This is a genomic window from Curtobacterium sp. MCBD17_008, assembly GCF_003234475.1.
Lineage (GTDB): Bacteria > Actinomycetota > Actinomycetes > Actinomycetales > Microbacteriaceae > Curtobacterium.
In genome coordinates this window covers 17,587-39,536 of sequence record NZ_QKTK01000022.1, presented here as the reverse complement: position 1 = coordinate 39,536, position 21,950 = coordinate 17,587, and the positions used below count along the sequence as shown (strand labels likewise).

General features: G+C 72.6%; 25 protein-coding genes. 17 read left to right on the top strand and 8 right to left on the bottom strand.

Features of this window, described 5'->3' with window-relative positions:
* Positions 1-12: 12 nt before the first annotated feature.
* Positions 13-741: a hypothetical protein gene (locus tag DEI95_RS15635; RefSeq protein WP_146243696.1), complete on the bottom strand. Its 729-nt coding sequence runs from the start codon at positions 739-741 to the stop codon at positions 13-15.
* Positions 742-885: 144 nt separating this feature from the next.
* On the opposite strand from DEI95_RS15635, the gene DEI95_RS15630 reads away from it, so the two are divergent.
* Both DEI95_RS15630 and DEI95_RS15625 read left to right on the top strand, forming a co-directional pair.
* Positions 886-1,092, top strand: a complete 207-nt coding sequence (locus DEI95_RS15630; protein ID WP_110891225.1) for a hypothetical protein — start codon at positions 886-888, stop codon at positions 1,090-1,092.
* A 95-nt stretch (positions 1,093-1,187) separates the two neighbouring features.
* On the top strand, positions 1,188-2,099 hold the full coding sequence (locus DEI95_RS15625; RefSeq protein ID WP_110825594.1) for an SDR family oxidoreductase: 912 nt from the start codon (positions 1,188-1,190) through the stop codon (positions 2,097-2,099).
* Positions 2,100-2,244: 145 nt separating this feature from the next.
* Here the strand turns inward: DEI95_RS15625 and DEI95_RS15620 are convergent, their stop codons facing one another.
* Positions 2,245-2,565, bottom strand: coding sequence for a hypothetical protein (locus tag DEI95_RS15620; protein ID WP_110825593.1), 321 nt, complete (start codon positions 2,563-2,565; stop codon positions 2,245-2,247).
* Between the two features lie 181 nt (positions 2,566-2,746).
* Here DEI95_RS15620 and DEI95_RS15615 point away from each other — a divergent pair, with 181 nt between their 5' ends.
* Together DEI95_RS15615 and DEI95_RS15610 are read left to right on the top strand one after the other, a co-directional pair.
* Complete coding sequence (locus DEI95_RS15615) at positions 2,747-3,466, top strand: TetR/AcrR family transcriptional regulator (RefSeq protein ID WP_110825592.1); 720 nt, start codon at positions 2,747-2,749, stop codon at positions 3,464-3,466.
* Between the two features lie 116 nt (positions 3,467-3,582).
* Positions 3,583-3,777 (top strand): DUF2795 domain-containing protein, encoded by a 195-nt coding sequence (locus DEI95_RS15610; RefSeq protein WP_110825591.1) that lies wholly within the window; start codon positions 3,583-3,585, stop codon positions 3,775-3,777.
* A 115-nt stretch (positions 3,778-3,892) separates the two neighbouring features.
* Here DEI95_RS15610 and DEI95_RS15605 read toward each other — a convergent pair whose 3' ends face one another.
* Complete coding sequence (locus DEI95_RS15605) at positions 3,893-5,311, bottom strand: threonine/serine exporter ThrE family protein (protein WP_111060811.1); 1,419 nt, start codon at positions 5,309-5,311, stop codon at positions 3,893-3,895.
* 176 nt (positions 5,312-5,487) lie between these two features.
* On the bottom strand, positions 5,488-5,928 hold the full coding sequence (locus DEI95_RS15600; protein WP_110825588.1) for an OsmC family peroxiredoxin: 441 nt from the start codon (positions 5,926-5,928) through the stop codon (positions 5,488-5,490).
* 172 nt (positions 5,929-6,100) lie between these two features.
* Here DEI95_RS15600 and DEI95_RS15595 point away from each other — a divergent pair, with 172 nt between their 5' ends.
* Entirely contained in the window at positions 6,101-7,144 is a 1,044-nt protein-coding gene (locus tag DEI95_RS15595) for an NAD(P)-dependent alcohol dehydrogenase (RefSeq protein ID WP_110901632.1), read from the top strand.
* Between the two features lie 2 nt (positions 7,145-7,146).
* Here the strand turns inward: DEI95_RS15595 and DEI95_RS15590 are convergent, their stop codons facing one another.
* Positions 7,147-9,039 (bottom strand): gamma-glutamyltransferase family protein, encoded by a 1,893-nt coding sequence (locus DEI95_RS15590; RefSeq protein WP_111060810.1) that lies wholly within the window; start codon positions 9,037-9,039, stop codon positions 7,147-7,149.
* A 194-nt stretch (positions 9,040-9,233) separates the two neighbouring features.
* Between DEI95_RS15590 and DEI95_RS15585 the strand changes: the two genes are divergently transcribed.
* From DEI95_RS15585 to DEI95_RS15560, 6 genes are all read left to right on the top strand, one after another.
* The gene (locus DEI95_RS15585) at positions 9,234-10,391 is read left to right on the top strand and encodes a peptidoglycan DD-metalloendopeptidase family protein (RefSeq protein ID WP_111060809.1); all 1,158 of its coding nucleotides are present in this window, start codon (positions 9,234-9,236) and stop codon (positions 10,389-10,391) included.
* Positions 10,392-10,428: 37 nt separating this feature from the next.
* The gene (locus tag DEI95_RS15580) at positions 10,429-11,052 is read left to right on the top strand and encodes a DNA alkylation repair protein (RefSeq protein WP_111060808.1); all 624 of its coding nucleotides are present in this window, start codon (positions 10,429-10,431) and stop codon (positions 11,050-11,052) included.
* A gap of 91 nt (positions 11,053-11,143) precedes the next feature.
* Positions 11,144-11,986 (top strand): cytochrome c oxidase assembly protein, encoded by an 843-nt coding sequence (locus DEI95_RS15575; protein ID WP_146243695.1) that lies wholly within the window; start codon positions 11,144-11,146, stop codon positions 11,984-11,986.
* A 120-nt stretch (positions 11,987-12,106) separates the two neighbouring features.
* A complete protein-coding gene (locus tag DEI95_RS15570) occupies positions 12,107-13,312 on the top strand; it encodes a zinc-dependent alcohol dehydrogenase (protein WP_110891148.1) in 1,206 nt (401 codons plus the stop codon).
* Complete coding sequence (locus tag DEI95_RS15565) at positions 13,309-14,334, top strand: NAD-dependent epimerase/dehydratase family protein (protein ID WP_111060806.1); 1,026 nt, start codon at positions 13,309-13,311, stop codon at positions 14,332-14,334. The genes DEI95_RS15570 and DEI95_RS15565 overlap by 4 nt, the downstream gene beginning before the upstream one ends.
* Positions 14,335-14,436: 102 nt before the next feature.
* Complete coding sequence (locus DEI95_RS15560; RefSeq protein ID WP_111060805.1) at positions 14,437-15,165, top strand: trypsin-like serine protease; 729 nt, start codon at positions 14,437-14,439, stop codon at positions 15,163-15,165.
* A gap of 103 nt (positions 15,166-15,268) precedes the next feature.
* Here the strand turns inward: DEI95_RS15560 and DEI95_RS15555 are convergent, their stop codons facing one another.
* On the bottom strand, positions 15,269-15,742 hold the full coding sequence (locus DEI95_RS15555) for a MarR family transcriptional regulator (RefSeq protein ID WP_309146549.1): 474 nt from the start codon (positions 15,740-15,742) through the stop codon (positions 15,269-15,271).
* A 211-nt stretch (positions 15,743-15,953) separates the two neighbouring features.
* Between DEI95_RS15555 and DEI95_RS15550 the strand changes: the two genes are divergently transcribed.
* The 3 genes from DEI95_RS15550 (at position 15,954) to DEI95_RS15540 (ending at position 18,438) form a co-directional block, all read left to right on the top strand.
* A complete protein-coding gene (locus tag DEI95_RS15550) occupies positions 15,954-16,601 on the top strand; it encodes a hypothetical protein (protein WP_111060804.1) in 648 nt (215 codons plus the stop codon).
* A gap of 95 nt (positions 16,602-16,696) precedes the next feature.
* Positions 16,697-17,581, top strand: a complete 885-nt coding sequence (locus DEI95_RS15545; protein WP_111060803.1) for a S26 family signal peptidase — start codon at positions 16,697-16,699, stop codon at positions 17,579-17,581.
* Positions 17,578-18,438 (top strand): LamG domain-containing protein, encoded by an 861-nt coding sequence (locus DEI95_RS15540; protein WP_111060802.1) that lies wholly within the window; start codon positions 17,578-17,580, stop codon positions 18,436-18,438. The genes DEI95_RS15545 and DEI95_RS15540 overlap by 4 nt, the downstream gene beginning before the upstream one ends.
* Positions 18,439-18,495: 57 nt before the next feature.
* On the opposite strand, the gene DEI95_RS15535 is transcribed toward DEI95_RS15540, so the two are convergent.
* Both DEI95_RS15535 and DEI95_RS15530 read right to left on the bottom strand, forming a co-directional pair.
* The gene (locus DEI95_RS15535) at positions 18,496-19,494 is read right to left on the bottom strand and encodes a signal peptidase I (RefSeq protein WP_111060801.1); all 999 of its coding nucleotides are present in this window, start codon (positions 19,492-19,494) and stop codon (positions 18,496-18,498) included.
* A gap of 42 nt (positions 19,495-19,536) precedes the next feature.
* On the bottom strand, positions 19,537-20,139 hold the full coding sequence (locus tag DEI95_RS15530; protein ID WP_110825575.1) for a hypothetical protein: 603 nt from the start codon (positions 20,137-20,139) through the stop codon (positions 19,537-19,539).
* A gap of 115 nt (positions 20,140-20,254) precedes the next feature.
* On the opposite strand from DEI95_RS15530, the gene DEI95_RS15525 reads away from it, so the two are divergent.
* From DEI95_RS15525 to DEI95_RS15515, 3 genes are all read left to right on the top strand, one after another.
* The gene (locus DEI95_RS15525; RefSeq protein WP_258365856.1) at positions 20,255-20,737 is read left to right on the top strand and encodes a MarR family winged helix-turn-helix transcriptional regulator; all 483 of its coding nucleotides are present in this window, start codon (positions 20,255-20,257) and stop codon (positions 20,735-20,737) included.
* Between the two features lie 94 nt (positions 20,738-20,831).
* Entirely contained in the window at positions 20,832-21,497 is a 666-nt protein-coding gene (locus DEI95_RS15520) for a pentapeptide repeat-containing protein (RefSeq protein ID WP_181419508.1), read from the top strand.
* Positions 21,494-21,931, top strand: coding sequence for a DUF6314 family protein (locus DEI95_RS15515; protein ID WP_111060800.1), 438 nt, complete (start codon positions 21,494-21,496; stop codon positions 21,929-21,931). Before DEI95_RS15520 ends, DEI95_RS15515 begins: the two co-directional genes overlap by 4 nt.
* Positions 21,932-21,950: the final 19 nt, after the last annotated feature.

Genomic DNA, 21,950 nt, shown 5'->3' with positions numbered 1-21,950 from the left:
GACGTCGGGCGGTCAGCAGCCCCGCGTCGCGCGGACCGGCATCGGCGACCCGATGACGGTCACGGTGGACTCCTGCGTCAGGACGGACACGCCGTTCTCGCCGGCGCCCTTGCGCTCCGACGGCCACCCCGGAGCGAGTAGCAGCTGCCAGGCCTCGGCGTCCTCAGAGCCCAGCGACTCGCGCTCGTCCGCCGCGGCGCCCTCGATGCGGGAACGGACGTCGTCGCCGACCTGCACGCCGTGCGGACCGGAGAGTTCGACGGAGGTGCCGAGCCGGGAGCGGACGTGGTCGCGCAGGACCCGGATCTCGACGCGGTTGCCGGCCGCTGCGGGCTCGCGCAGCGCGGCGACCCGGAGGGCTCCGCCCCAGGTCGAGGTCGTGCTCGCCGGGACGCACCGACCGGCGTCGCCGACCGCGGTCTGCGTGCGCGCCGGCGTGCCGAGCAGCCGGTTCAGGACGCCGACCGTGTGCTTCGCGTCACGCATCGAGACGACCGAGACCGTGCGGTCGTCGGCGCGCAGGACGATCGACTCGGCGGCGAGTTCGACCGAGTCGACGGTGCGGAGCGCGGCGCCGGACACGGGACGCCAGCTGGGAACCGGAGTGGACGTCGCGGTCGGGGTGGCCTCCGCCGCCGCCGCTCGGCCCGCGTCGTGACCGGGCAGACGGTCCACGGAGGCGCCACCCGCCACGAGGGCGAGCACCACGGCGCCGATCGCCGTCACGGTCCTGGGAGTCACCCGCTCGACGGTAGCCGCCAGCGCCCTGGTGGACGACGGGTGTTACCGAAACGGAGCCGCACCGTCACCGGACCGTGACATTCCGGGCGTGCGGTCCCGCCGGGTCCCGGACGCGGCCGGGGACCGTCGCGTAGCGTCGTCGACATGGCGGAGTACGTGGTGGACAGCACGGGTGACAACGCGGCGCACGGCGTCGACCTCGTCGACGGCGACGCGCCGCCCGTGCGGATGATCGTGCACGGTGACCTGCCCGACACGCTCGACCACGACGGCCGGACCTGGGCGCGCACGGGCGACGCGGAGGACCAGGGCGACGACGCGCCGCCGATCACGGTCTACCGCCCGCTCTGAGCCACAGCCGGCCCGGCCCGGACGTGATCCGGACTGCGCGGCGGGGGACAGCCTCCTGAGCGGGGGCGGGTGCGCGGGTGCGTACCGTCTGGCGCATGACGGACCAGCGGATCGACCAGTACACCATGCAGGACCCGACGAAGCTCTACGCCGACAAGAAGCCGGACGAGCAGTACCTCGAGGGTGCCGGCACCGACGCCGAGATGGCGGAGAACGTGCCCGCCGACCACGGCGAGGACACCTACCGTGGCTCGGGTCGACTCGAGGGCCGCAAGGCGCTCATCACCGGCGGCGACTCGGGCATCGGTGCCGCCGTCGCCATCGCCTACGCCCGTGAGGGTGCCGACGTCGCCATCGGCTACCTCCCCGAGGAGCAGGAGGACGCCGACCGCATCGTCGCCCTCATCGAGGCAGCCGGACGCAAGGCCGTCGCGCTGCCGGGCGACATCACGGACCTGGCGTTCTGCGAGCAGCTCGTCGCGTCCGCCGTCGAGCAGCTCGGCGGTCTCGACATCCTCGTGAACAACGCCGGCAAGCAGCAGAACGTCGACGACATCACGAAGATCTCCGACGAGGAGTTCGACGAGACGTTCAAGACGAACGCGTACGCCACCTTCCGCATCACGAAGGCCGCCGTGCCGCACCTCAAGCCGGGCTCGACGATCATCAACACGACGTCGATCCAGGCCTACGCGCCGTCGCCGCACCTGGTGCACTACGCCGCCACCAAGGCGACCGTCAACAACCTCGCGAAGGGCCTCGCCGCGCAGCTCGCGCCGAAGGGCATCCGCGTGAACGCCGTCGCACCGGGCCCGATCTGGACCCCGCTGCAGCCGGCCGGTGGCCAGCCGTCCGACGCGCTGCCGTCCGCGGGTGAGCAGACCTACCTCGGCCGCTGGGGTCAGCCCGCCGAGCTCGCGCCGGCGTTCGTGTTCCTCGCCAGCGGCGAGTCGTCCTACGTGGTGGGCGAGACGCTGCACGTCGACGGCGGCATGCCGACGCCGTAGTCACTGCTCGGCGGTGACGCCGACACGACGGGAGGCTCCCCACCGGGCACGGCCGGCTCGCCGCTGGCGCGTCGATCCGGTACCGGCCGGTGGGGGCCCATCGGCTCTGCAGCCGCGGGCCTCCCGTCGTCCGGGCACCCGACGATCAGTGTGTCCCGCAGGTCCGCGCCATCGTCTCGAGGAGTTCCCGGGCGGCGAGGGCCGCCGCGAGCTCGACCTCGACGGGGTTGATGCCGACGGCCTCCTCGAACTCGCGGCGCCGGGCCTGCAGTGCCACGGGCACCTCGGGGCGTTGCGGCAGGACGGCGATCGCGGCGGCCGCGGCCTCGAAGGCACCGTCGGGACGGCCGAGGTGCTCCCACATCGTGCGGACGTCGTGCGCCACCTGCTCGGGCGTGCTGCCGAACTCGAAGCCCGCGGAGGCCATCGTCGCGAGTCCGTGGGCGGTGGAGTCGTTCGGGGACATGGCGGCATCGTCACACATCCGGACGGGACACGCCCGTGCCGGACACCGCCGCTCGCCGTACTCCGTTGTCCCCCATCTTGCCGACCCCCGTACCGGGGATGCTCGTCGCCCGCGATCTACGGGAGGATCGAGGTGCGGACAGGACGTCCGCACCCCCGGACGCCTCGGCCACGACCTGACCGTGCTCGTCCCGGACACGGAGGGCACGATGCTCGAGGACACCAGCGCCGACACGATGGCCGCAGCTGCGGCCGCGGCGACCCTGCACCTGCGGATCAGGATCGTCGGTGCGACCGTCGACCTGCTCCGTGACGTCCCCTTCCACGAGGCGCGACCCGAGCACGTCGCCGAGCGGCTCGACATCAGCACGTCCGAGCTGCACCAGCACTTCCCGTCGTGGGACGGCCTCGTCCTGGCTGCACTCGACCGGTGGAACGGCGCGCGGATGGACGAGGTGACGCGCGAGGTCGGTGACGGCAGCACCGTCGAACTCCTGCGCGCCATCGTCGCCTCGAACGCCGAGGACCCCGCGCTCATGCGGTTGCTCGTCGCCCTGCTCAGCGTGGCCGGCAACCCGGAGCACCCGATGTCGAGCTACCTCCGCTCGCGTTACCAGCTGTTCTTCGCGCAGGTGAAGCGCGGCCTGGAGCACGACATCGCCCTCGGCCGTGCGCCGCACACGATGGACCCCCGCCGCGGTGCTGAGCAGCTCATCGCCCTGTACGAGGGGCTGCAGCTGCAGGCGCTCCTGCGCAGTGAGCTCGACCTCGTCGCGGCCTTCGACCGCGCGGTGGCGCGGCTCGAGCGCGGCTGGATGGAGCGGTACGAGGCGCAGGCGCAGCGTCGGCTGTCGACCTGGTCCGACGTGTCCTGGTCGGACGACGAGAACTGGTCGGCCTGACGCTCGTCGCCGACGTCCGGCGCTGACACGGCGCCGGCTGGCCGCTGCCCGCATCCGCTGGGTCAGTGCCGAGGGAGTTCCGGGTACGCCGGGAGGTCCAACGGAAGGAACCGATCGTGGCAGCACCGAACCCCATCCAGATCCAGAAGTACCTGAGCGGCATCGACTACCCCGCCTCGAAGGACGACGTCGTGTCGACCGCCGAGAAGGAGAGCGCCCCCGACGACGTGCTCGAGGCGCTCCGTGCGATCCCGGACGGTCAGTACGACGGCCCCACGGACGTGTCCAAGGCCGTCTCGGACGCGAACTAGCGCGCCACCGCCGGGCCCGCAGGGGCAGCATCCGCGCTGAGCGACAGCGCACGCGGGGTCGACCCCGTGCGGTGTCGCTCAGTGCGAACGGCGAGCAGCGCGGGCGTCGGACGCGTCACCATCGCGGGACGGACCCGTTCCCGGGGTCGTAGCCGGAGTCGCGGATGACCGGCAGCGCGGTGGTGTCGCTGTGCACCGAGTGCACATGGATGCGGCGGCCGCGACGCAGGGCGCGACGGGCCCCCGGCGTCGCGAAGAGCCCGCCGAGCACGAGCCCCGCGCCGATGGCGAGCGCCACGGTCACCGCCGACCCGAAGTCGAGCACCGAGCTCGACGACCCGCTCATCACGTTGAGCAGGGCGTTCGACACCGCGACACCGGGCAGGAGCGCGCCGCAGAAGGCCGGCACTGCGATCGCCGCGACGGCCGTCCGCATCCGCACCGCGGCGTACGTCGAGAGCACGCCGAGCAGCACCGACGCCAGGAACGTCGCCCCGAGCAGCGGGAGCCCGAACGCCTTGAGCTGCCAGAGCGCCGCCCCCGCCGCCACGGAGAGCACCACCGCGACCGGGATCACGCGGGCGCTCGCCTGCTGCACGAAGCAGTTCGCCCCGGCCGAGACCACGGTCAGGGACAGGGACGCCCACAGCGGCAGGGCCTGCGTGACGATGCCGGACGGGTCGACCTCGAGCCGCAGCCAGTGCGTCATCGCGATGCCGGCCGGCACCCCGACGACGATCGCCGCGATGAGCATCCCGATCGTGAAGGCCCGGGCCACCGCCATCGCCCGGAACCCGGAGATCGCGTCCTGCGCCCACGTGACGAGTTGCACGTGCGGGAGCAGGAGCACCACGAGGGCGGCCACCATCGTCGCGGCGCCGGTCGGGGTGAGCACGTCCGCCCAGATCGCGAGCGTGCCGATCACCGAGGCGACGGCACCCTGGGCACCGGAGACGAAGAACTGCGGGTAGCCCCGTCCGGTCAGCCACCGCCCCGACACGATGATCCCGAGCATGAGGACGAAGGCCCCGACACCCGCCCGCCAGCCACCACCGGCCTGCATCGCGATCGAGGTGCCGAGCACCGAGAGCCCGACGTCAGCGAGCCACGTCGGCCACCGTGGCGGCATCCGGAGCACCGCGACGAGGGCGCTCACGGCGCTGGTCATGTCGCGGTCGTCGTGGATGACGTCGTCGACGATCTGGTTCGCCCACGCCAGCCGAGCCAGGTCCGCGCCGTCGGACCGGGTGCTGCGCACCTTGACGAGCGGCGGACCCTCCACGGGGGAGTACTGGATCGTCACCGCGCTGCCGGAGAAGTCGAGGTCGAGCGGCGCGAGGTTCCACTTCGTCGCGACCGCGATCACCGCCGTCTCGACGCTCCGGGTGTCGGCACCGGACGCGAGCATCACCTCGGCCAGGTCGAGACAGAAGTCGACGATCTGGCGGGCGGAGTACTGCTCCCGCAGCGACCTGGTGTCCGGCACGACGTGCTCGTAGATGGTGCCGCGGAGCCGTGCGCGGATGTCCCGCATGTCGTGCTGGGCGACGCTCCGCGCCTTCGATCACGGTCGGGGTGGACGGCCCGGCCGCGGGCCGGGCAGGAGCGGTTCGGCCGTCGGACCATTGTGCCTCCCGTCGGTGGGGAGACGGACGGGAGGCCCACCCACCGAGCGGTGGGCGGGCCTCCCGTCAGGCGCGTGCTCGGCGCTTACTGCTCGAACGTCGCGTGCAGCTCGATGTCGACGCCGGTGAGGGCCTTGCTGACCGGGCAGGTCGCCTTCGCCTCGTCGGCCGCCTTCAGGAAGGCCGCCTCGTCGATGCCGGAGACCTCGCCGGAGACGGTGAGGACGATCCCGGTGAGCTTGAAGCCGCCGGCCGAGTCCGGGCCGAGCGAGACGTCGGCCTTGACGTCGAGGGACTCGACGGTGCCGCCGGCCTCGCCGAGGATCGCCGAGAACTGCATCGCGTAGCAGGACGAGTGCGCTGCGGCGATGAGCTCCTCGGGGCTGGTGGTGCCGCCGGCCTCGTCAGCGGCGCGCTTCGGGAAGGACACGTCGTACGTGCCGACCTTCGAGCTGGAGAGTTCGACCTGGCCGGAGCCGTCGTTCAGGCCGCCGTTCCAAGCAGTGCGTGCGGTGCGCGTGGGCATGGCCGCTCCTTTCGTCGGGGTGCGGGCCGGATGCGACCCTCATGGGCGAGTCAAGCGGAGAACGACCGTTCTCGCAACCGATGCACAGGCGGGACGCAGGATGTCACCGCTGCTCGTCCCATGGTCCCCGGTGCCACTCCGCCGAGATGGACGACAGGTGTAGCTTTGCGGCATGCGTGCAGTCGTGTTCGAGCAGTACCAGACGTTCCCCTCCCTCACCGAGGTCGAGAAGCCCACGCCCGGGCCGGGGGAGGTGCTCCTCAAGGTCGCCGGTGCCGGTGCATGCCACTCCGACGTCGCCGTCTACCGCGAGTTCCAGGAGGGGCAGCCCGGCGCACAGCGGCCCGGGTTCGTCCTCGGGCACGAGAACTCCGGCTGGGTCGAGTCCGTCGGGGAGGGCGTCACCGGCTTCGCGGAGGGCGACGCGTACCTGGTCTACGGGCCGGTCGGCTGCGGGCACTGCCGGTACTGCTCGAAGGGGCAGGACACCTACTGCGAGAACGCCGCCACGAACCCGTACATGGCCATCGGCCTGGGGCGCGACGGCGGCATGGCGGAGTACGTGACCGTCCCCGCCCGCAACCTCGTGCCGCTCGGGGACGCCGACCCCGTCGCTGCCGCACCCCTGAGCGACGCGGCCCTCACGCCGTACCACGCGATCAAGAACTCCCTGCCGAACCTGGCCGGCGGCGGGAAGTACGCGCTCGTCGTGGGCCTGGGCGGCCTCGGGCAGATCGCCGTCCAGATCCTCACCGCGCTGACCGGCGCGACCGTCATCGCGACGGACATGAAGGAGGACGCCATGGCGCGCGCTGCCGAGCGCGGCGCGATCACCGTCCCCGGCGGTCCCGACCAGGTCGCGCGGATCCGTGAGATCACCGGCGGGAAGGGCGTCGACGCGGCGTTCGACTTCGTCGGCGCGACCCCGACCATCAAGACCGCGCAGGCGTCGATGGCCGTCGGCGGGCGCTTCACCGTGGTCGGCATCGCCGGCGGCACCACCGAGTGGGACTTCTTCTCGACGCCGTACGAGTCGACGATCACGAACACCTACTGGGGCACCATCGAGGACCTGCACGACGTCGTCGCGATGTACCGCGCGGGGCAGATCGAGCCGGACGTCGAGCGGTACGCCCTCGCCGACGCGCTCGAGGCGTACCGCAAGCTGGAGGCCGGCGAGCTGTCCGGGCGCGCGGTGGTCGTCCCGACGCTCTGACGTCAGCGCCCGGCCGCGTACCCCTGCGCCCCGCGGGGGTTCGCGGCCGCACCGAGGACCCCGGTCGACGGGTCCCGGGTGACGCAGCACAGCCGACCCAGACTCCAGTCGCCGGCGCGCGTGACGACGTGCCCACGCGCCTCCAGACCGGCGACCACGTCGTCGCCGAGCCGGTCCTCGACCACCAGGCCGGCAGGGTCCCACGTCCGCGGCCAGAACGAGCCGGGGAACGACGTCGTGTGCAGGGCGGGCGCGTCGATCGCCTGCTGCGGCGTGTACCCACCGACGATCCAGCGCAACAGGAACAGTAGCTGCCACTGGTCCTGCTGGTCGCCACCGGGCGAACCGAGGGCGGCGACGGGGACACCGTCGCGGAGGACGAGCGTCGGCGTGAGCGTCGTGCGGGGCCGCTCGCCGGGGCGCAGGGTCGACGCGGTGCCCTCCTCGAGCCACGTCATCTGCAGCCGCGTGCCGAGGCAGAACCCGAGCTCCGGGATGGTCGGCGACGACTGCAGCCAGCCGCCGGAGGGCGTCGCGCTGACGATGTTGCCCCAGCGGTCGACGACGTCGATGTGGCACGTGTCCCCGCGGGTGTCGCCGTCGGGCGCGACGAACGGTTCGCCCCGGTCCTCCACCGGGACCTCGGCACGCTCGTCCACCGGGCCGCGCCGGGCGCCGGGCACGGTGGGCTCACCGACCCCGGCCGCACCGGTCACGTCGTACGAGGTCCGGAGCGGCGGCAGGACCGGCTCGACGCCCGGCACGGAGCCGGGACGGAACGCGTCCGATGCGGTGTCCCCGATGAGCGCCCGACGCTCGGCCACGGCGGCGTCGGCGAGCAGGACGTCGAGCGGGACCGTGCCGTCCCCGTAGTACGCGTCGCGGTCGGCGAGGGCGAGCTTCAGCGCCTCCACGATCGTGTGGGCACCGAGCTCGGTGGACGGGTCCAGGCGCTCGTCGTCGAGGGGCTCGAGCATCCGCAGGGTCTGCAGGAGCGCCGGACCCTGCCCCCACGGCCCGGTCTTCGCGATCATGTGGCCGCGGAACGTCACCGTCGTCGCCGGCTCGGTGGTCGCCCGGAACGCGGCGAGGTCACCGGCGCGGATGACGCCGGCGTGGTCGGTGCCGGACGAGTGCCGGTGCGGCTGCCGGACGAACGCGTCGATCGTGGTCGCGACGAACCCCTCGGCCCACTCCCGTCGGGCGGCGTCGATCCGGGAGGCCCGTCCACCGTCCGCCTCGTCGCCCGCGCCGGCCCCCGCGTCGACGAGGCGGTCGAACACCGCGGCGAGCGGCTCGTTGCGCACGACGTCCCCGGTGACGGGAGGCGCGCCTCCCGGCAGCCACCGCTCGGCGGAGGTCGGCCAGTGGTCGCGGAACAGGTCGGCGACCGCGCCGATCGTCCGGACCACGCCCGCGCTGACCGGGTGGCCGTCGCGGGCGTACCCGATCGCCGGGGCCAGCACGTCGGCGAGTTCCCACGTGCCGTGGTCCCGCAGCAGCAGGAGCCAGGCGTCCACCGCGCCGGGGACGGCCGCGGCGAGCGCGCCGGCGCCCGGCACGAGGTCGAGTCCCTCGGCGCGGAAGTGCTCGGGGGTGGCCGCTGCCGGGGCGGGTCCCTGGCCGACGAGGACCACGGGCGCGGGATCGGCCGCCGTGGCGAACACGGCGGTCAGGTCACCGCCCGGGCCGTTCAGGTGCGGCTCGACCACGTGCAGGACGAAGGCCCCGGCGACGGCGGCGTCGAACGCGTTCCCGCCGCGCTCCAGGACGGACTGGGCGGTGGCCGTGGCGATCCAGTGCGTCGACGCCGTCATGCCGAACGTGCCCTGCAGGTCGGGTCGCGTCCGGTCGGCCGACGGTCGGACGAAGGCGGGGTTCGGCTGGGGGAGCATGCGACCCATCCTGTCCCGGAGTGGGCGAGCACACCGACAGCTGTCGCGCACGCCCCCGGTCCTGGGGATACCCGCAACCGGTTCCGGCTGCGAACCTTGACCGTCGGCGCGTACAGGGACGTGCCACATCAGGACACGCACCGCGCCGGCGCTCGGCGCCCGCGGTGGTCGCACCACGAGCAGGGACACCACGCATGATCAGGGCACGAGCACGCTTCGCCGCGGCCGTCACCGCCGTCGCGATCGCGGCCGCGGGACTCGTCGCGGTGGCGGCGCCGGCGCAGGCCGCCACCTACACGAGCGCCGTCAAGGCCGGGACCACACTGCAGCCCGGCGACTCCGTCAACTCCACGAACGGGCAGTTCCGGCTCGTCCTGCAGGGTGACGGCAACCTCGTCGAGTACGGCATCGGCAATGCGGTGCTCTGGGCCTCCAACACGGCCAACCAGCCGGGGGCCACCGTCGTCGTCCAGAAGGACGGGTACCTGACGATGGTCCGGAACGGTCGGGTCGTGGCGCAGTGGGGATCGGGTGGCGGTGCCGCCAAGGACTTCGGCGTCCGGGCGGACGGCGAACTGCGCATGCGGAAGGTCGGCAACGGGATGTTCTGGCGCATCGCGACCTTCCAGAACCGCATCACCTCGGGCGGGACCCTCGCGGCCGGCACGACCCTCCGTGCGAGCGCCGCCTCGCCCCGCACGCTCACGATGCAGGCCGACGGCAACCTCGTGCAGTACGTCAGCGGCACGGCGGTCTGGTCCTCGCAGACCTTCGGCAACCCGGGCGCCTACACGGCGCTGCAGCCCGACGGCAACCTCGTCGTCTACTCGGCGGACGGCCGTCGTGCACTCTGGTCGACGCGGACCTCCGGGAAGGGCCCGGCGCAGTTGCTCGTGCAGGTCGACTCGAACGTCGTCCTCTACGGCTCCGCGGACACCCGCATCTGGTCGTCGCGTCCGGTGACGGGTCTGCGCTGGCCGGTGAAGACGACGCGCATCTCCGGCCGCTACGGCGACGACCGCGGTGCCGGCCACGTCCCGCGCTACCACCAGGGCACCGACGCGGTCGTGCCGGTCGGCACGCCGGTGTACTCGTCCGGGCGGGGCACGGTCACCTCGGTGGTCCGCAACCACGCCAGCTACGGCAACTACATCGTCGTCACCTACGGGCTGACGACCGTGCTGACGGCGCACCTCAGCGAGATCGAGGTCACGCAGGGGCAGGTGATCTCGGTCGGCAAGGAGATCGCGAAGTCGGGCAACACCGGGCAGTCGACGGGCCCGCACGTGCACGTCGAGACCCGGGTGAACGGCACGCTCAAGGACCCGCTGACGGTGCTGCACTTCCGCTGACCCGATCCCGCCGGGTCCCGGTCGTAGGGTGGAGGGGATGCCACATCCCACCGCCGAGGACGTCCTCGCCGCGTTCGCGCGCACCCCGGGTGACGTCGCCGCCGCGCGCCGGATCGCGCGGCGCTTCGCCGACCTGGACCCGGCGGAACGGTCGGCACTGCTGTGGAGCGACGACCCGGGTGGGCGGACCGTCGCGGTCGTCATGCTCGTCCAGGCCGCACGGCAGCACGCCGACGCGGACCTGACCGACGAGTTCCTGTCGGCGCTCCGGGCGGAACGCATCGACGACCCGGTGCTCGTCGACCTGGCCGCCGAGGAGCTCGTCGGCGTCCCATTGCTCGGCGGGTCCACCGGGCCGCTGTACGCGCTCGCGAAGTCGGACGTGGCGCTCGTCCGGCGGGCCGCGGTCGTGGCCACCCTGGCGTTCGTCAAGCAGGGCGACGCGGAGGTCCCGCTCGGGCTGGCCGGGCGACTCGTCCGGGAGCGCGGCGAGGTGGTGCAGTCCGCCCTGGGGTGGGTGCTCCGCGAGACCGGCAAGCGGGCGTCCGAGGAGGCCCTGGTGGCGTTCCTCGACCGACACGGGCGCGCCCTGAGCCGCGCGGCGCTCGAGACCGCGACCGAGCACCTCCCCGCCGCCGACCGGGACCGACTCCGCGCCTGAACCGGCCCGGTACCCGTCGCAGGAGCGCACCGCGCCGAACACGGTGCACCGGTCTCCGACAGGATGGACCGACGACGACAGGAGCCCTCTGGTGCACTCTCACGGCGGCATGCTCGGGACCTTCACCCTCATCGCCCTCACCCTGGCCGGCGCCGTGTACGTCGTCGGCGCGGCCGGACAGCGGCGTCGCGGCCAGCCGGCGTGGCCGATCCCCCGGACGGTCGCCTGGATCGCCGGGCTCGTGGCCGTGGCCGCGGTGCTCGTCGGACCACTCGGGCACGCCGGGAACCACGACCTCACCACGCACGTCCTCGGCCACGTCGTCATCGGCATGGTCGCGCCCGTGCTGCTCGTGCTCGGGTCCCCCGTGACGCTCGCCCGCCGGACGCTCGAACCGGTGCCGCTGCAGCGACTCGGACGACTCACGGGCAACCCGCTGACCAAGGCGCTCGCGTTCCCGGTCGTCGCCGCGGTCCTCGCCGTCGGTGCGTCGTGGCTGCTGTACACCGGGCCCACCGCAGCCGAGTCCACCCAGGACCCGGGGCTGCACTCCGTCGTGATGATCGGGTTCCTGCTCGTCGGGCTGCTCCTCACCGCCGCGGTGGTCGGGGTGTCCGCGGGCATCCGCCGGAGCCCGCGCTGGCTCCGCGTCGCCGTGCTCGCCCTGTCGACCGCCGTCCTCGGAGCCGAGGCGGTCCTGATGGCCGTCGACGGGGTCCCCGGCATCGCCGCCGACCAGGTGCCCTCGGCCGCTGCCGCGCTCGCCGCAGGCGCGGTGCTGTACGCCCTCGTGCTCGGCGCGGTCGTGGCCACCGAGCGTCGCCGCGACGAGCGTGCCGCCCGTGAGGAGCAGGACGTCCTGACGGCGCGCAGGACACGGCTGGCAGGACCCGTGCCGTCGACGGACCAGGTCCGCTCCGGTCAGCAGGTCTGACCCGCCCGTCCGGTGCGCTGACCGACCCACGCTGGGAGGCGCCACGCGGCGGACGCGTACCGATGGACGGAGCGTGCCGGGCCTCCCGTCCGGCCCCGCCGCGACGAGAGGAGCGCTCACATGCGCGCACTGACCTGGCAGGGCACCGAGAAGGTGTCCGTCGAGACCGTTCCCGACCCGACCATCCAGGAGCCGACCGACGCGATCGTCCGGATCACCTCCACGGCGATCTGCGGCTCCGACCTGCACCTGTACCGCGTCCTCGGCCCGTACATCGACAAGGGCGACGTCCTCGGCCACGAGCCGATGGGCATCGTCGAGGAGGTCGGTTCCGCCGTCACGAACCTGAAGGTCGGCGACCGCGTCGTCATCCCCTTCAACATCTCCTGCGGCCACTGCTACATGTGTGAGCGCGGGCTCCAGTCGCAGTGCGAGACCACGCAGGTGACCGAGTACGGCAGCGGCGCGTCCCTGTTCGGCTACACGAAGATGTACGGCCAGGTCCCCGGAGGCCAGGCCGAGTACCTCCGCGTGCCGCACGCCGACTACGGCCCCATCAAGGTGCCGCACACCGGCGCGGACGAGCAGTGGCTGTTCATGAGCGACATCATCCCGACCGCCTGGCAGGCCGTGCAGTACGCGGACGTCCCAGAGGGCGGCACGCTCGCGGTGCTCGGTCTCGGTCCGGTCGGTCAGTTCGCCGCCCGCATCGGCAAGCACCTGGGCTACCGCGTGCTCGCCGTCGAGCCGGAGCAGGTGCGTCGTGACCTCGCCGCGAAGTACGGCATCGAGACCTTCGACCTGTCGAAGGACCTCGTCGCCGAGCTCGTGGACCTGACCGACGGCCGCGGCCCGGACGCCGTCGTCGACGGCGTCGGCATGGAGGCACACGGCAACCCCGCCGCCGGCTTCGCCCAGCGGGCCGCCGGCCTGCTGCCCGACAAGCTCGCGCAGAAGGCCATCGAGACCGCGGGTGTCGACCGCCTCGACGCCGTGCACACCGCGATCGACCTGGTCCGCCGTGGCGGCACCGTCTCGCTCTCGGGTGTCTACGGCGGCATGGCCGACCCGATGCCGATGATGACGCTGTTCGACAAGCAGATCACCATCCGCGAAGGCCAGTGCAACGTCCGCCGCTGGGTCGACGACCTCATGCCGCTCGTCGAGGACCCCTCCGACCCGCTCGGCACGCTCGACCTGACGACGCACAAGGTCTCGCTCGAGGACGCTCCGCACATGTACGAGGTCTTCCAGAAGAAGGAGGACGGCTGCATCAAGGTCGTCCTCGACCCGGCGCTGCCCGCGGGCTCCTCGGCCGCGGCATGACCAGGGTCGTCATCGTCGGCGCGACCGGGAACGTCGGGAGCGCGCTGCTCCGACGGTTCCGGGACGCCGGCGCCGACCTGGTCGGGGTCGCCCGGCGACTGCCCGACCTGCGGGCCGAGCCCTACGACGCCGCGCTCTGGCACACGGTCGACGTCGGCGCGGTCGACGCCGTGGACCGGCTGGCCGCCGTCTTCCGCGGTGCGGACGCCGTGGTGCACCTCGCCTGGGCGCTGCAGCCGACGCACGACATCCCGGCGCAGCACCGCACCGACGTCACCGGGACCGCGAACGTGCTCGCCGCCGTCGCAGCGGCCGGCGTGCCGCAGGTCGTCGTCGCCTCGTCGGTCGGCGCGTACCGCGGTGTGGACGTGGCCGGCAAGCGCACCCCGGTGGACGAGAGCTGGCCCGCCGACGGCATCCCGACCGCCACGTACTCCGTCCACAAGGCCGAGAACGAGCGCGCGATGGACGTGTTCGAGCGCGAGCACCCGGACGTGGTCGTCACCCGGATGCGCCCGGGGCTCGTCTTCCAGCGGGACGCCGCGGCCGAGATCCGCGGGCTGTTCCTCGGCCACCTCGTGCCGATGCGCGCCGTCCGGTTGCTGCGGTTCGCCGTGCTGCCCCTGCCGTACCCCTTCGTGTTCCAGGCCGTGCACGCCGACGACCTCGCCGACGCCTTCTGGCGCGCGATCGACCGGACGGCCGGCGGCGCGTTCAACGTCGCCGCCGCGCCCGTGCTCACTCCGCCGCGGATGGCCCGGGTGCTCGGGATGCTCGGCGCGGTCCGCGTGCCCCTGCGGCTCGTGCGTGCGTTCGTGACGCTGAGCTGGCGGCTGCGCCTGCAGCCGACCGACGCGGGCTGGGTGGACATCGCGGCCGGCGTGCCGATCATGCGGACAGACCGTGCGCGTGAGGTGCTCGGCTGGGAGGCCCGGCACAGTGCCGAGGACGCCATGCGTGACCTGGTGGCCGGGTTCGCCGACGGGCACGGGGTGCCGGAGACGCCGCCGCTGCGCGGCTGAGGTCCGCTGAAGAGCGGACTGGTATGCCCCTCCGACGGGGGTGAGGATACGAGGCAGTTGCGGTGTGCAACTGCCTCGTTCCCCATCGACGAAGGAGTCGACATGCACAAGTCCGTCACCGCCGCGGTAGCGGCCACCGTGATCGCCGCGGGACTGTTCACCGCAGCCCCGGCGTCGGCGCTCCCCGCGTCGACGAAGGTCGTCGGGGGCGAGCGGGCGCCGGCGACCTCGTCGGTCGTGCAGCTCGAGGCGTCGGGCGGCGACATCCCCGCCGGGTACGTCAGCACGTGCACGGGCGAACAGATCACGGCGTCGTGGGTCCTGACCGCCCGACACTGCATCGACGGCATCGGCGCGATGAACGTGTACCACTCGAACTCGACGGTGAACCGCGGGACCCCCGTGGCCGTGAACCGGGTGACCGCCGCGCCCGCCGGCGACATCGCGCTGGTGCACCTCCGGACCGCGTACGCGCTGTCCTCGTACACGCCGCTCGACCTCACCGCGACCGCGAAGTCGAGCGGGACCGGCACGATCCAGGGCTACGGCCTGCGTGCGGACGCCGTGCAGTCCGACGGGCTGTACCAGGCGACCGTGTCCCTGACCGGGGCGAGCACCGACGCCTTCCGCGGTCGCGCGCAGCACGTCACAGGCGTCACGGGAGCGTCCAACCACGGAGACTCCGGTGGACCGCTCATCGTCAACGGCAAGGTGGTCGGCGTGTGCTCGACGGGTGACAGCGCCGACCCGGGGGCGAACACGCGCGCCGGGTCGAACTACGCCCTGCTCGCGCAGGCGTCCTCGTGGATCCGGAGCACGGCCGGCGTCTGAACCGCACGGATTCCGACCCGCACGGACACCCGGGCGTCACGGTCCCCACCGACCGTGGCGCCCGTCGTCTTGCGGGGAGCGTGCCGTCAGGACGGACCGGCGGTCAGCGGGACGCTCCGTCCGTCCCCGGTGTGGGTGCCGCGGTCGCCGCCTGCTCGTACAGGCCGGTCGCCAGGTCGTTGAGGACCGCGTGCAGGTCACCGCGGTGCCGGGTGTCGACGGCGCGGAGCATCGCGACGTAGCGACGGCGGTAGTCGCCGACGACCTCCTCGCCCGCAGGACGGAGGCGCAGCAGCGACCCGCGACGGTCGTTCGGGTTCGGGGTCCGTTCGAGCAGGCCGGCGGACGTCAGCCGGTCGATCAGGTTCGTCACGGCGCCGGAGGTCAGGCCCAGGAACCCGGCGACCTCGGTCGGGGTGGAGTACCCGGTGTCACTGACGAGGACCAGCGCGCGCAGGCCGCTCTCGTGCACGCCGGCACGGGCGCTCAACTGCCCGACGAGGCTCGCGTTCGCGCGGACGACCGCGTCGAACGCGGCCATCAGGTCGGTCGCGCCGTCCTCGTCCTGTCCCGTCACCACCTGGTCCCGCCCCTCGCTCGTTGCGGAAGAGTACCGGGCCGACACGACCGTGCCGGACGCCGTCGCGCCTCCCGTCCTGCGCTGGCCCCCGCTCTGGGGGCGGACTCGGGCTTCCATCTGGCTCAACCGGTCATTATCTTAATGATCAAGCAATCACTCCTCCGAAGGATTGCACCCCCACACCGACCACCGAACATCGAGGTACCCCGTGTCCAACCCGCTCCGCACCTCCCCGCTGAAGCGCCTCCGCTTCGCCCCCGTTGCGCTCCTCGCGGGCATCTTCGCCGCCGTGCTCCTCTCCCTCTCGCTCACCGGCACCCTCTCCGGGTTCGCCGCGAGCATCACGAACAGCAGCAACACCGCCGCCAGCGGCACGCTGATCATGCAGGAGCAGAACGCCAACGCATCGGTCACCTGTCTCAGCACTGACGGCGGCTCGGTCTCCACCAACTCGGCGACCTGCTCGACCATCAACAAGTTCGGTGGCAGCACGACGATGACCCCGGGCAACACGGTCAACACCCCGATCACCATCAAGAACACGGGCACCGCCGCCGCGAACACCTTCACGCTGACCCCCGGTGCGACCTGCACGCAGACGGCGAACGGCACGTCGAACGGCACCGCGACCGACCTCTGCGCGAAGATGAACCTCGTCATCACCTCGGGCTCCACCACGGTCTTCTCCGGCACCCTCGCCAGCTTCAAGGGCGCCGCCGCGATCTCGCTGCCCGCCGCTCCCGCCGCCGGTGCGAGCGTCCCCTTCAACTTCGCCGTCACGCTCGACTCCTCGGCCGGCAACACCTACCAGGGCCTCGCCGCCTCGGTCCCGATGACCTGGACCTTCACGGCCTGATCCGTCCCACCCAGACCGGCGACGCTCGACCGACCCCCCCTACGGTCGAGCGTCGCCATCACCCGTGACCGACACCGACCAGGACGGAGCAGCACATGAGCCAGACCTCGGCCATCCCGCTCAGCGGGACACTGCCGCGGCCGCTCCTGCGCGGGCGGACGTTCAGCCGCTCCGAGTCCGTCCTCGCCTGGTCCGTCGCCGTCATCGCCGCGGTCCTCCTGACCGCCGCGATGCTGTTCCTCACCAACGGCGGCCGCTGGTTCGTCGTCGAGACGCCGTCCATGGGTGAAGCCGCCCCGGTCGGCACGCTCGTGCTCGACATGCCCGTGCAGGCCTCGTCGCTCCGCGTCGGCGACATCGTCTCGTACAGCGTCGCCGCGAACCCCGACGTCGTGTACACCCACCGGATCATCGAGATCGACCCCGACGGCGGCATCCGCGCCCGGGGCGACGTGAACGGTGCCGCCGACCCGTGGACCCTGACCCAGGACGACCTGGTCGGCGCCCCGGTCCTGCTCGTCCCACACCTCGGCTGGCTCTTCAAGGCCGCCCCGGTCCTCCTGGTCGGGACGCTCCTCATCTGGGGCCTGACCAGCGCCTTCACCGACCGGGTCACCCGGAGCAGCCTGCGCATCGCCGGCGGTTCCCTCACGGTCTCGTACGCGGCCTTCCTGCTCAAGCCCTTCGTCAACGTCACGACGATCTCGAACAGCACGTCCCCCGGCTCGGTCGAGGCGACCGTCGTCTCCTCCGGGATCTTCCCCGTCCGCGTCGACGCGGTCGGCGGCAACGCCGTGCACCTCGTCGACGGCGAGGTGGGGCGGGTCACCATCACCGAGCTCAACCGGCACGGTCACTACCAGCTCATGTCGAGCATCGACCTCGACCCGACGGGCTGGGCCCTGCTCGTCGCGGCCTGCCTGGTCCCGCTCGTCCTCTGCCTGGTGGTCGGACGCGTGCAGACGGTGCGGCCCTCGTGAACCCCGGTCGTCTCCGCGACGGCAAGGTCGTCGCGGTCCTGCTGGTCGTCGCACTCGCCGTCGTCCTCCTCGTCAACCAGTTCGCCCCGACCCGTTCGGGCTTCAGCGCGAAGGTGACGAACGGGTCGAACTCCGCCGGCACCGCGGCGTCGAACACCTGCACCGGTGCGGTAGGCTTCGACGCCACCGCCAGCAATGCCCTGTTCGCGTACAAGCTGACCGAGCCGTCCGGCTCGACGACCGCGGCCGACTTCTCCGGCAAGGGCGCGAACGGCACCTACCAGGGCGGGATGACCGCGAGCACCCCGAGCCCGATCGCCTGCCCCCGCGACCCCGGGACCGCGTGGCTCCTCGACGGAGCGTCCGACTTCCTCTCCACCCCCGCGGCGCAGCGGAACCCCGTGACCTTCAGCGAGGAGGTCTGGTTCCGCACCTCGGTGGCCGGCGGCCTGCTCATCGGCTTCGGTGGCAGCCAGGTCACCGTCTCCGGCCAGCACGACCGGCAGGTCTACCTCAACACGAACGGGCAGCTCGTCTTCGGCGCCTACAACGGGGCCACGCAGGTGGTGACCTCGCCGAAGTCCTACAACGACGGCGCGTGGCACCACGTCGTCTCGACGATGTCCGCCACGACCGGCATGCGGTTGTACGTCGACGGCGCGCTCGTCGCCTCGAACGCGAACTACACGGCGCCGGAGAACTACACCGGGTACTGGCGGATCGGGTACGACACGATCTCCGGCTGGCCCGGAGCGCCGGCGAACCCGTACTTCACGGGTTCCATGCGGTTCGCTGCGGTCTACAACTCCGTGCTCACCGCGGCACAGGTGAGCAGCCACTACGCCGCCGGGCGCTGACGCTGACGCTGACGCTGACGCCGGGGTCGGCCGTGGACCGGCGTTCGACCGGGCTCGTCAGCGGGCGCAGGAGGTGCGGCCGAGTCCGAACAGCCGGATCGTGGTGATCCGCACGGTGGACGGCGACGTGGTCGTCCACGTGTCGGTGAGGTCGGTGCGCACGCTGATGGTCGACGTCTTCCAGACGAAGAAGTCCGACGCGCCCAGCGTGACGTCCCGCTCGCCCGCACCGGTGCTGATCCCGCTCGCGGCCCCGTCGACCAGGACGGTGAAGCGTTCGGGCGCGACCCCGGAGTAGGCCCATCCCACGTCGACCGCGCCGTTGCCGACGTTCGTGCAGGTGAGCCCGGTCACCGGGGTGGCGACCGCGGTGGTGATCGAGCTGGCCCCGGTCGTCGTGGTCGCTGCGAAGGCAGCGGCGGCCGCGGGTGCGGGCAGTGCGACCCCGACGACGGCACACACCGTCGCCGCCACCACGACGGCTCGGGCGCGGGGGCGGCGCGGACGTGCGGCACGGTGACGGCCGTGGTGCGGGAGCCGGTCGGTCGGGTCGTCGGTGCGGGTGCGCACGGCGGGCACCACGGCGAACCCGGCGAGCACGACGATCCCGGCGGCCAGTGCGACGAGGGGCACGGTCCGGTGCTCTGCGGCCCAGACGACCGGGAGCCCGACGAGCGGGACACGCAGGTAGCCGACCCCGACGACCGAGGACCGCGCGACGGCGGTCGAGTCCGCCTCCGGGTTCGCGTCGCCCTTCGTGACGAGCTCGCCGTGGGCGTCCACGTCGTGGAGGCGGTGCAGGCGCAGCACGCCGGCGTGGTCGGGGTCCTGGAAGAGCAGCACCTGACCCGCGCGGAGATCGTGGGCCGGGACCGGCTTGCTCACGACGACGTCACCGGGCAGCAGGGTGGGCTGCATGGAGCCCGTCATCACGGTGGTGGTGTGCCACCCGAGTGCGAGTGGAGCGATGCCCCAGAACGCGACGCCCACGAGTGCCGCGATGACGCCACGAGCGGCGAGCACGACCGTGAACCGGAGCCACGACGACGAGCGCATGCCGATCCTCCTGTCCGGTGGGCGTGCGGTGGTGGGCAGGGACTAGAGGTTCTGGGCTTCCCAGGTGAAGCCGAGGCTGGCGGTGGCGCCCATGAGGGTCGCGGGTGCGTCGGGGGAGACGGTGTACGTGATCTGGAAGGTCCGCGTCTCGGGCTTCGTGCCCGCGGTCTTCCACGTCCCGAGGCCGGACGCGTAGTCCTTCCGGGTCGACACGAAGGACGCGAGCGAGCCGTCGTAGAGGGTGCCGTCGGTCCCGGTCGCCGCCGTGAACCCGTCACAGGTGCCGTAGCCGCCGCCGGTGCCCTGCTTGACCTGCAGGGTCACGGACGAGGCCAGGGCCTTGGTCTGGGTGACGTCCTTCGCGTACATGCGGACGGCGCTCGGCAGGCTGCCGCTCGAGGTCACCGCGATGCAGTTCGTGCCGGTGGACCCGGGCTTCAGGTTCGACGCGGAGAACAGCGCGCCGTTCGAGGCGTCGTTCGTCAACGCGACCGTGCCCATCGACCAGTTGTCGGCACCGTCGGACGAGGTCGCCGAGAAGGCCGAGTAGCTCGCCGTGGAGACGGCGACGCCGGCGGCGAGCAGCGCGGCGGGGATCACGGCGAAGGTGCCGAAGCGAGCGAGGGTGCGGGTAGGGCGACGCATTTCCGGGTTCCATCCTGATCGTGTCACCTCGATTTTCGAGGCATCTGCGACTGTACGCCTCGATTTTCGAGTTTGTCAATCTCCGTGATGAACGGATGTCGACTAGGGTCGCCTTGTGACCGCACCTCCTCGGCGCCCCTCGACCGCCGACTTCGACCGTCTCCTCGACGAGGCCGTGGCGACCCTCTACGGCGCACAGGTCGAGCACGCGCACCTCATGCAGCACCTCGCCGTCCGGCACGGCCTGAACCCGGTCGACCTCCGCGCGCTGCAGTTCCTCGGTGCGGTCGACGACGACCGCACGCCGAAGGAGCTCGGCGGGTACCTCGAGATGGGGACCGGGGCCGTGACCGCGCTCCTCGACCGGCTCACCCGGCAGGGACTCCTCGACCGCGTCCGGAACCCCGATGACCGGCGCAGCGTCCGCATCGAGCTCACGCTCGACGCGGTCGCGGTCCTCGGGTCCGTGCGGGCCGCGTACCGCCAGGTGCTCGAGAGTGCCGTTGCCCCCGAGTCCTTCGAGCTGTTCATCGACTTCACCGGACGGATGGCCGACGCTCTGCGAGCAGCCGCCCGTTCGGACGACACCGACCTCTGAGGAAACGACGTCCGAGGACACGACGTCTGAGGATCCCGACGTCTCGATCCCGGTGCCCGACCCCGCGGTCGTCCGTCCGCGGCAGACTGGGGGCATGGCACGGAAGACCGGCGTCGCGGCGCCCCGCATCACCCTGACCGAACCGGCGGACCTCGAGCCGTGGTCGCCCGGAGCCGGGGACGTGCTGACCGGTGACCGGATCGACGGCAAGCGCATCGACCTGCTCGACGTGGCGGGGGAGCGGCTGCCCGACCTGGAGCTCGAGGAGTGCGTCGTCGGGACCCTCCGGGCCGACGGCGCCGACCTGCGCGGGCTCCGCATCCGGGACACCGTGGTCGAGGTGCTGGACGCCCCCGTGCTCCGCGCTCAGAGTGGCGCGTGGCGCGAGGTCCGGATCGCCGGCGGGCGGATCGGGTCGGCCGAGCTGTACGACAGTTCGTTCAGCGCGGTGGAGTTCATCGGCATGAAGCTCGGGTTCGTGAACCTCCGCGCGTCGGTCCTCACCGACGTGGTGTTCCGCGACTGCGTCATCGACGAGGTCGACATCGCGGACGCCCGGCTGCAGCGCGTGGCCTTCCCGGGCAGCACGATCCGGGAGGTCGCCGGGGCGGACACCCGCATCGAGGACGTGGACCTCCGCGGCGCCGACCTCGACCGAGTGGAGCGGCTCGACGGGCTGCGGGGTGCGACGATCGGCGGCGAGCAGCTGTACACGCTCGCGCCGCTGCTCGCCGCACAGGCCGGGTACCGGGTCGAGTGACGGCCACCGAGGCGTCCGCCCCGGCACTGCTGCTGCCCACCGACCTGCTCGGGTGGTGGGACCTGCACCGGACGGTGCACGACCGCCTCGGCGGGGTGTCGGGCACGGTGACCGGCTCGACCGAGCTGACGGCCGAGGACGACGGGTCCGTGCGCTGGCACGAGGCGGGGACGATGGTCCTCGGCGCCACCGAGACGCCGGTGTGGCGCACCCTGTCCGTCCGACGCGGCACCGGTGACCGGTGGTACGTGCACTTCGCCGACGGCCGGCCGTTCCACGACTGGGCGTGGGGTGACCGCGTCGAGCACGCCTGTGCGCCGGACGACTACACGGGCCTCCTCACCGGGACGCTCGAGCGGTGGCGGGTCCGGTGGGAGGCCCGTGGTCCGGCCAAGGACCTGGTGCTCGACAGCGTGCTGACGCCGACGCGGTGACGCCGGTGCACCGCCGCAG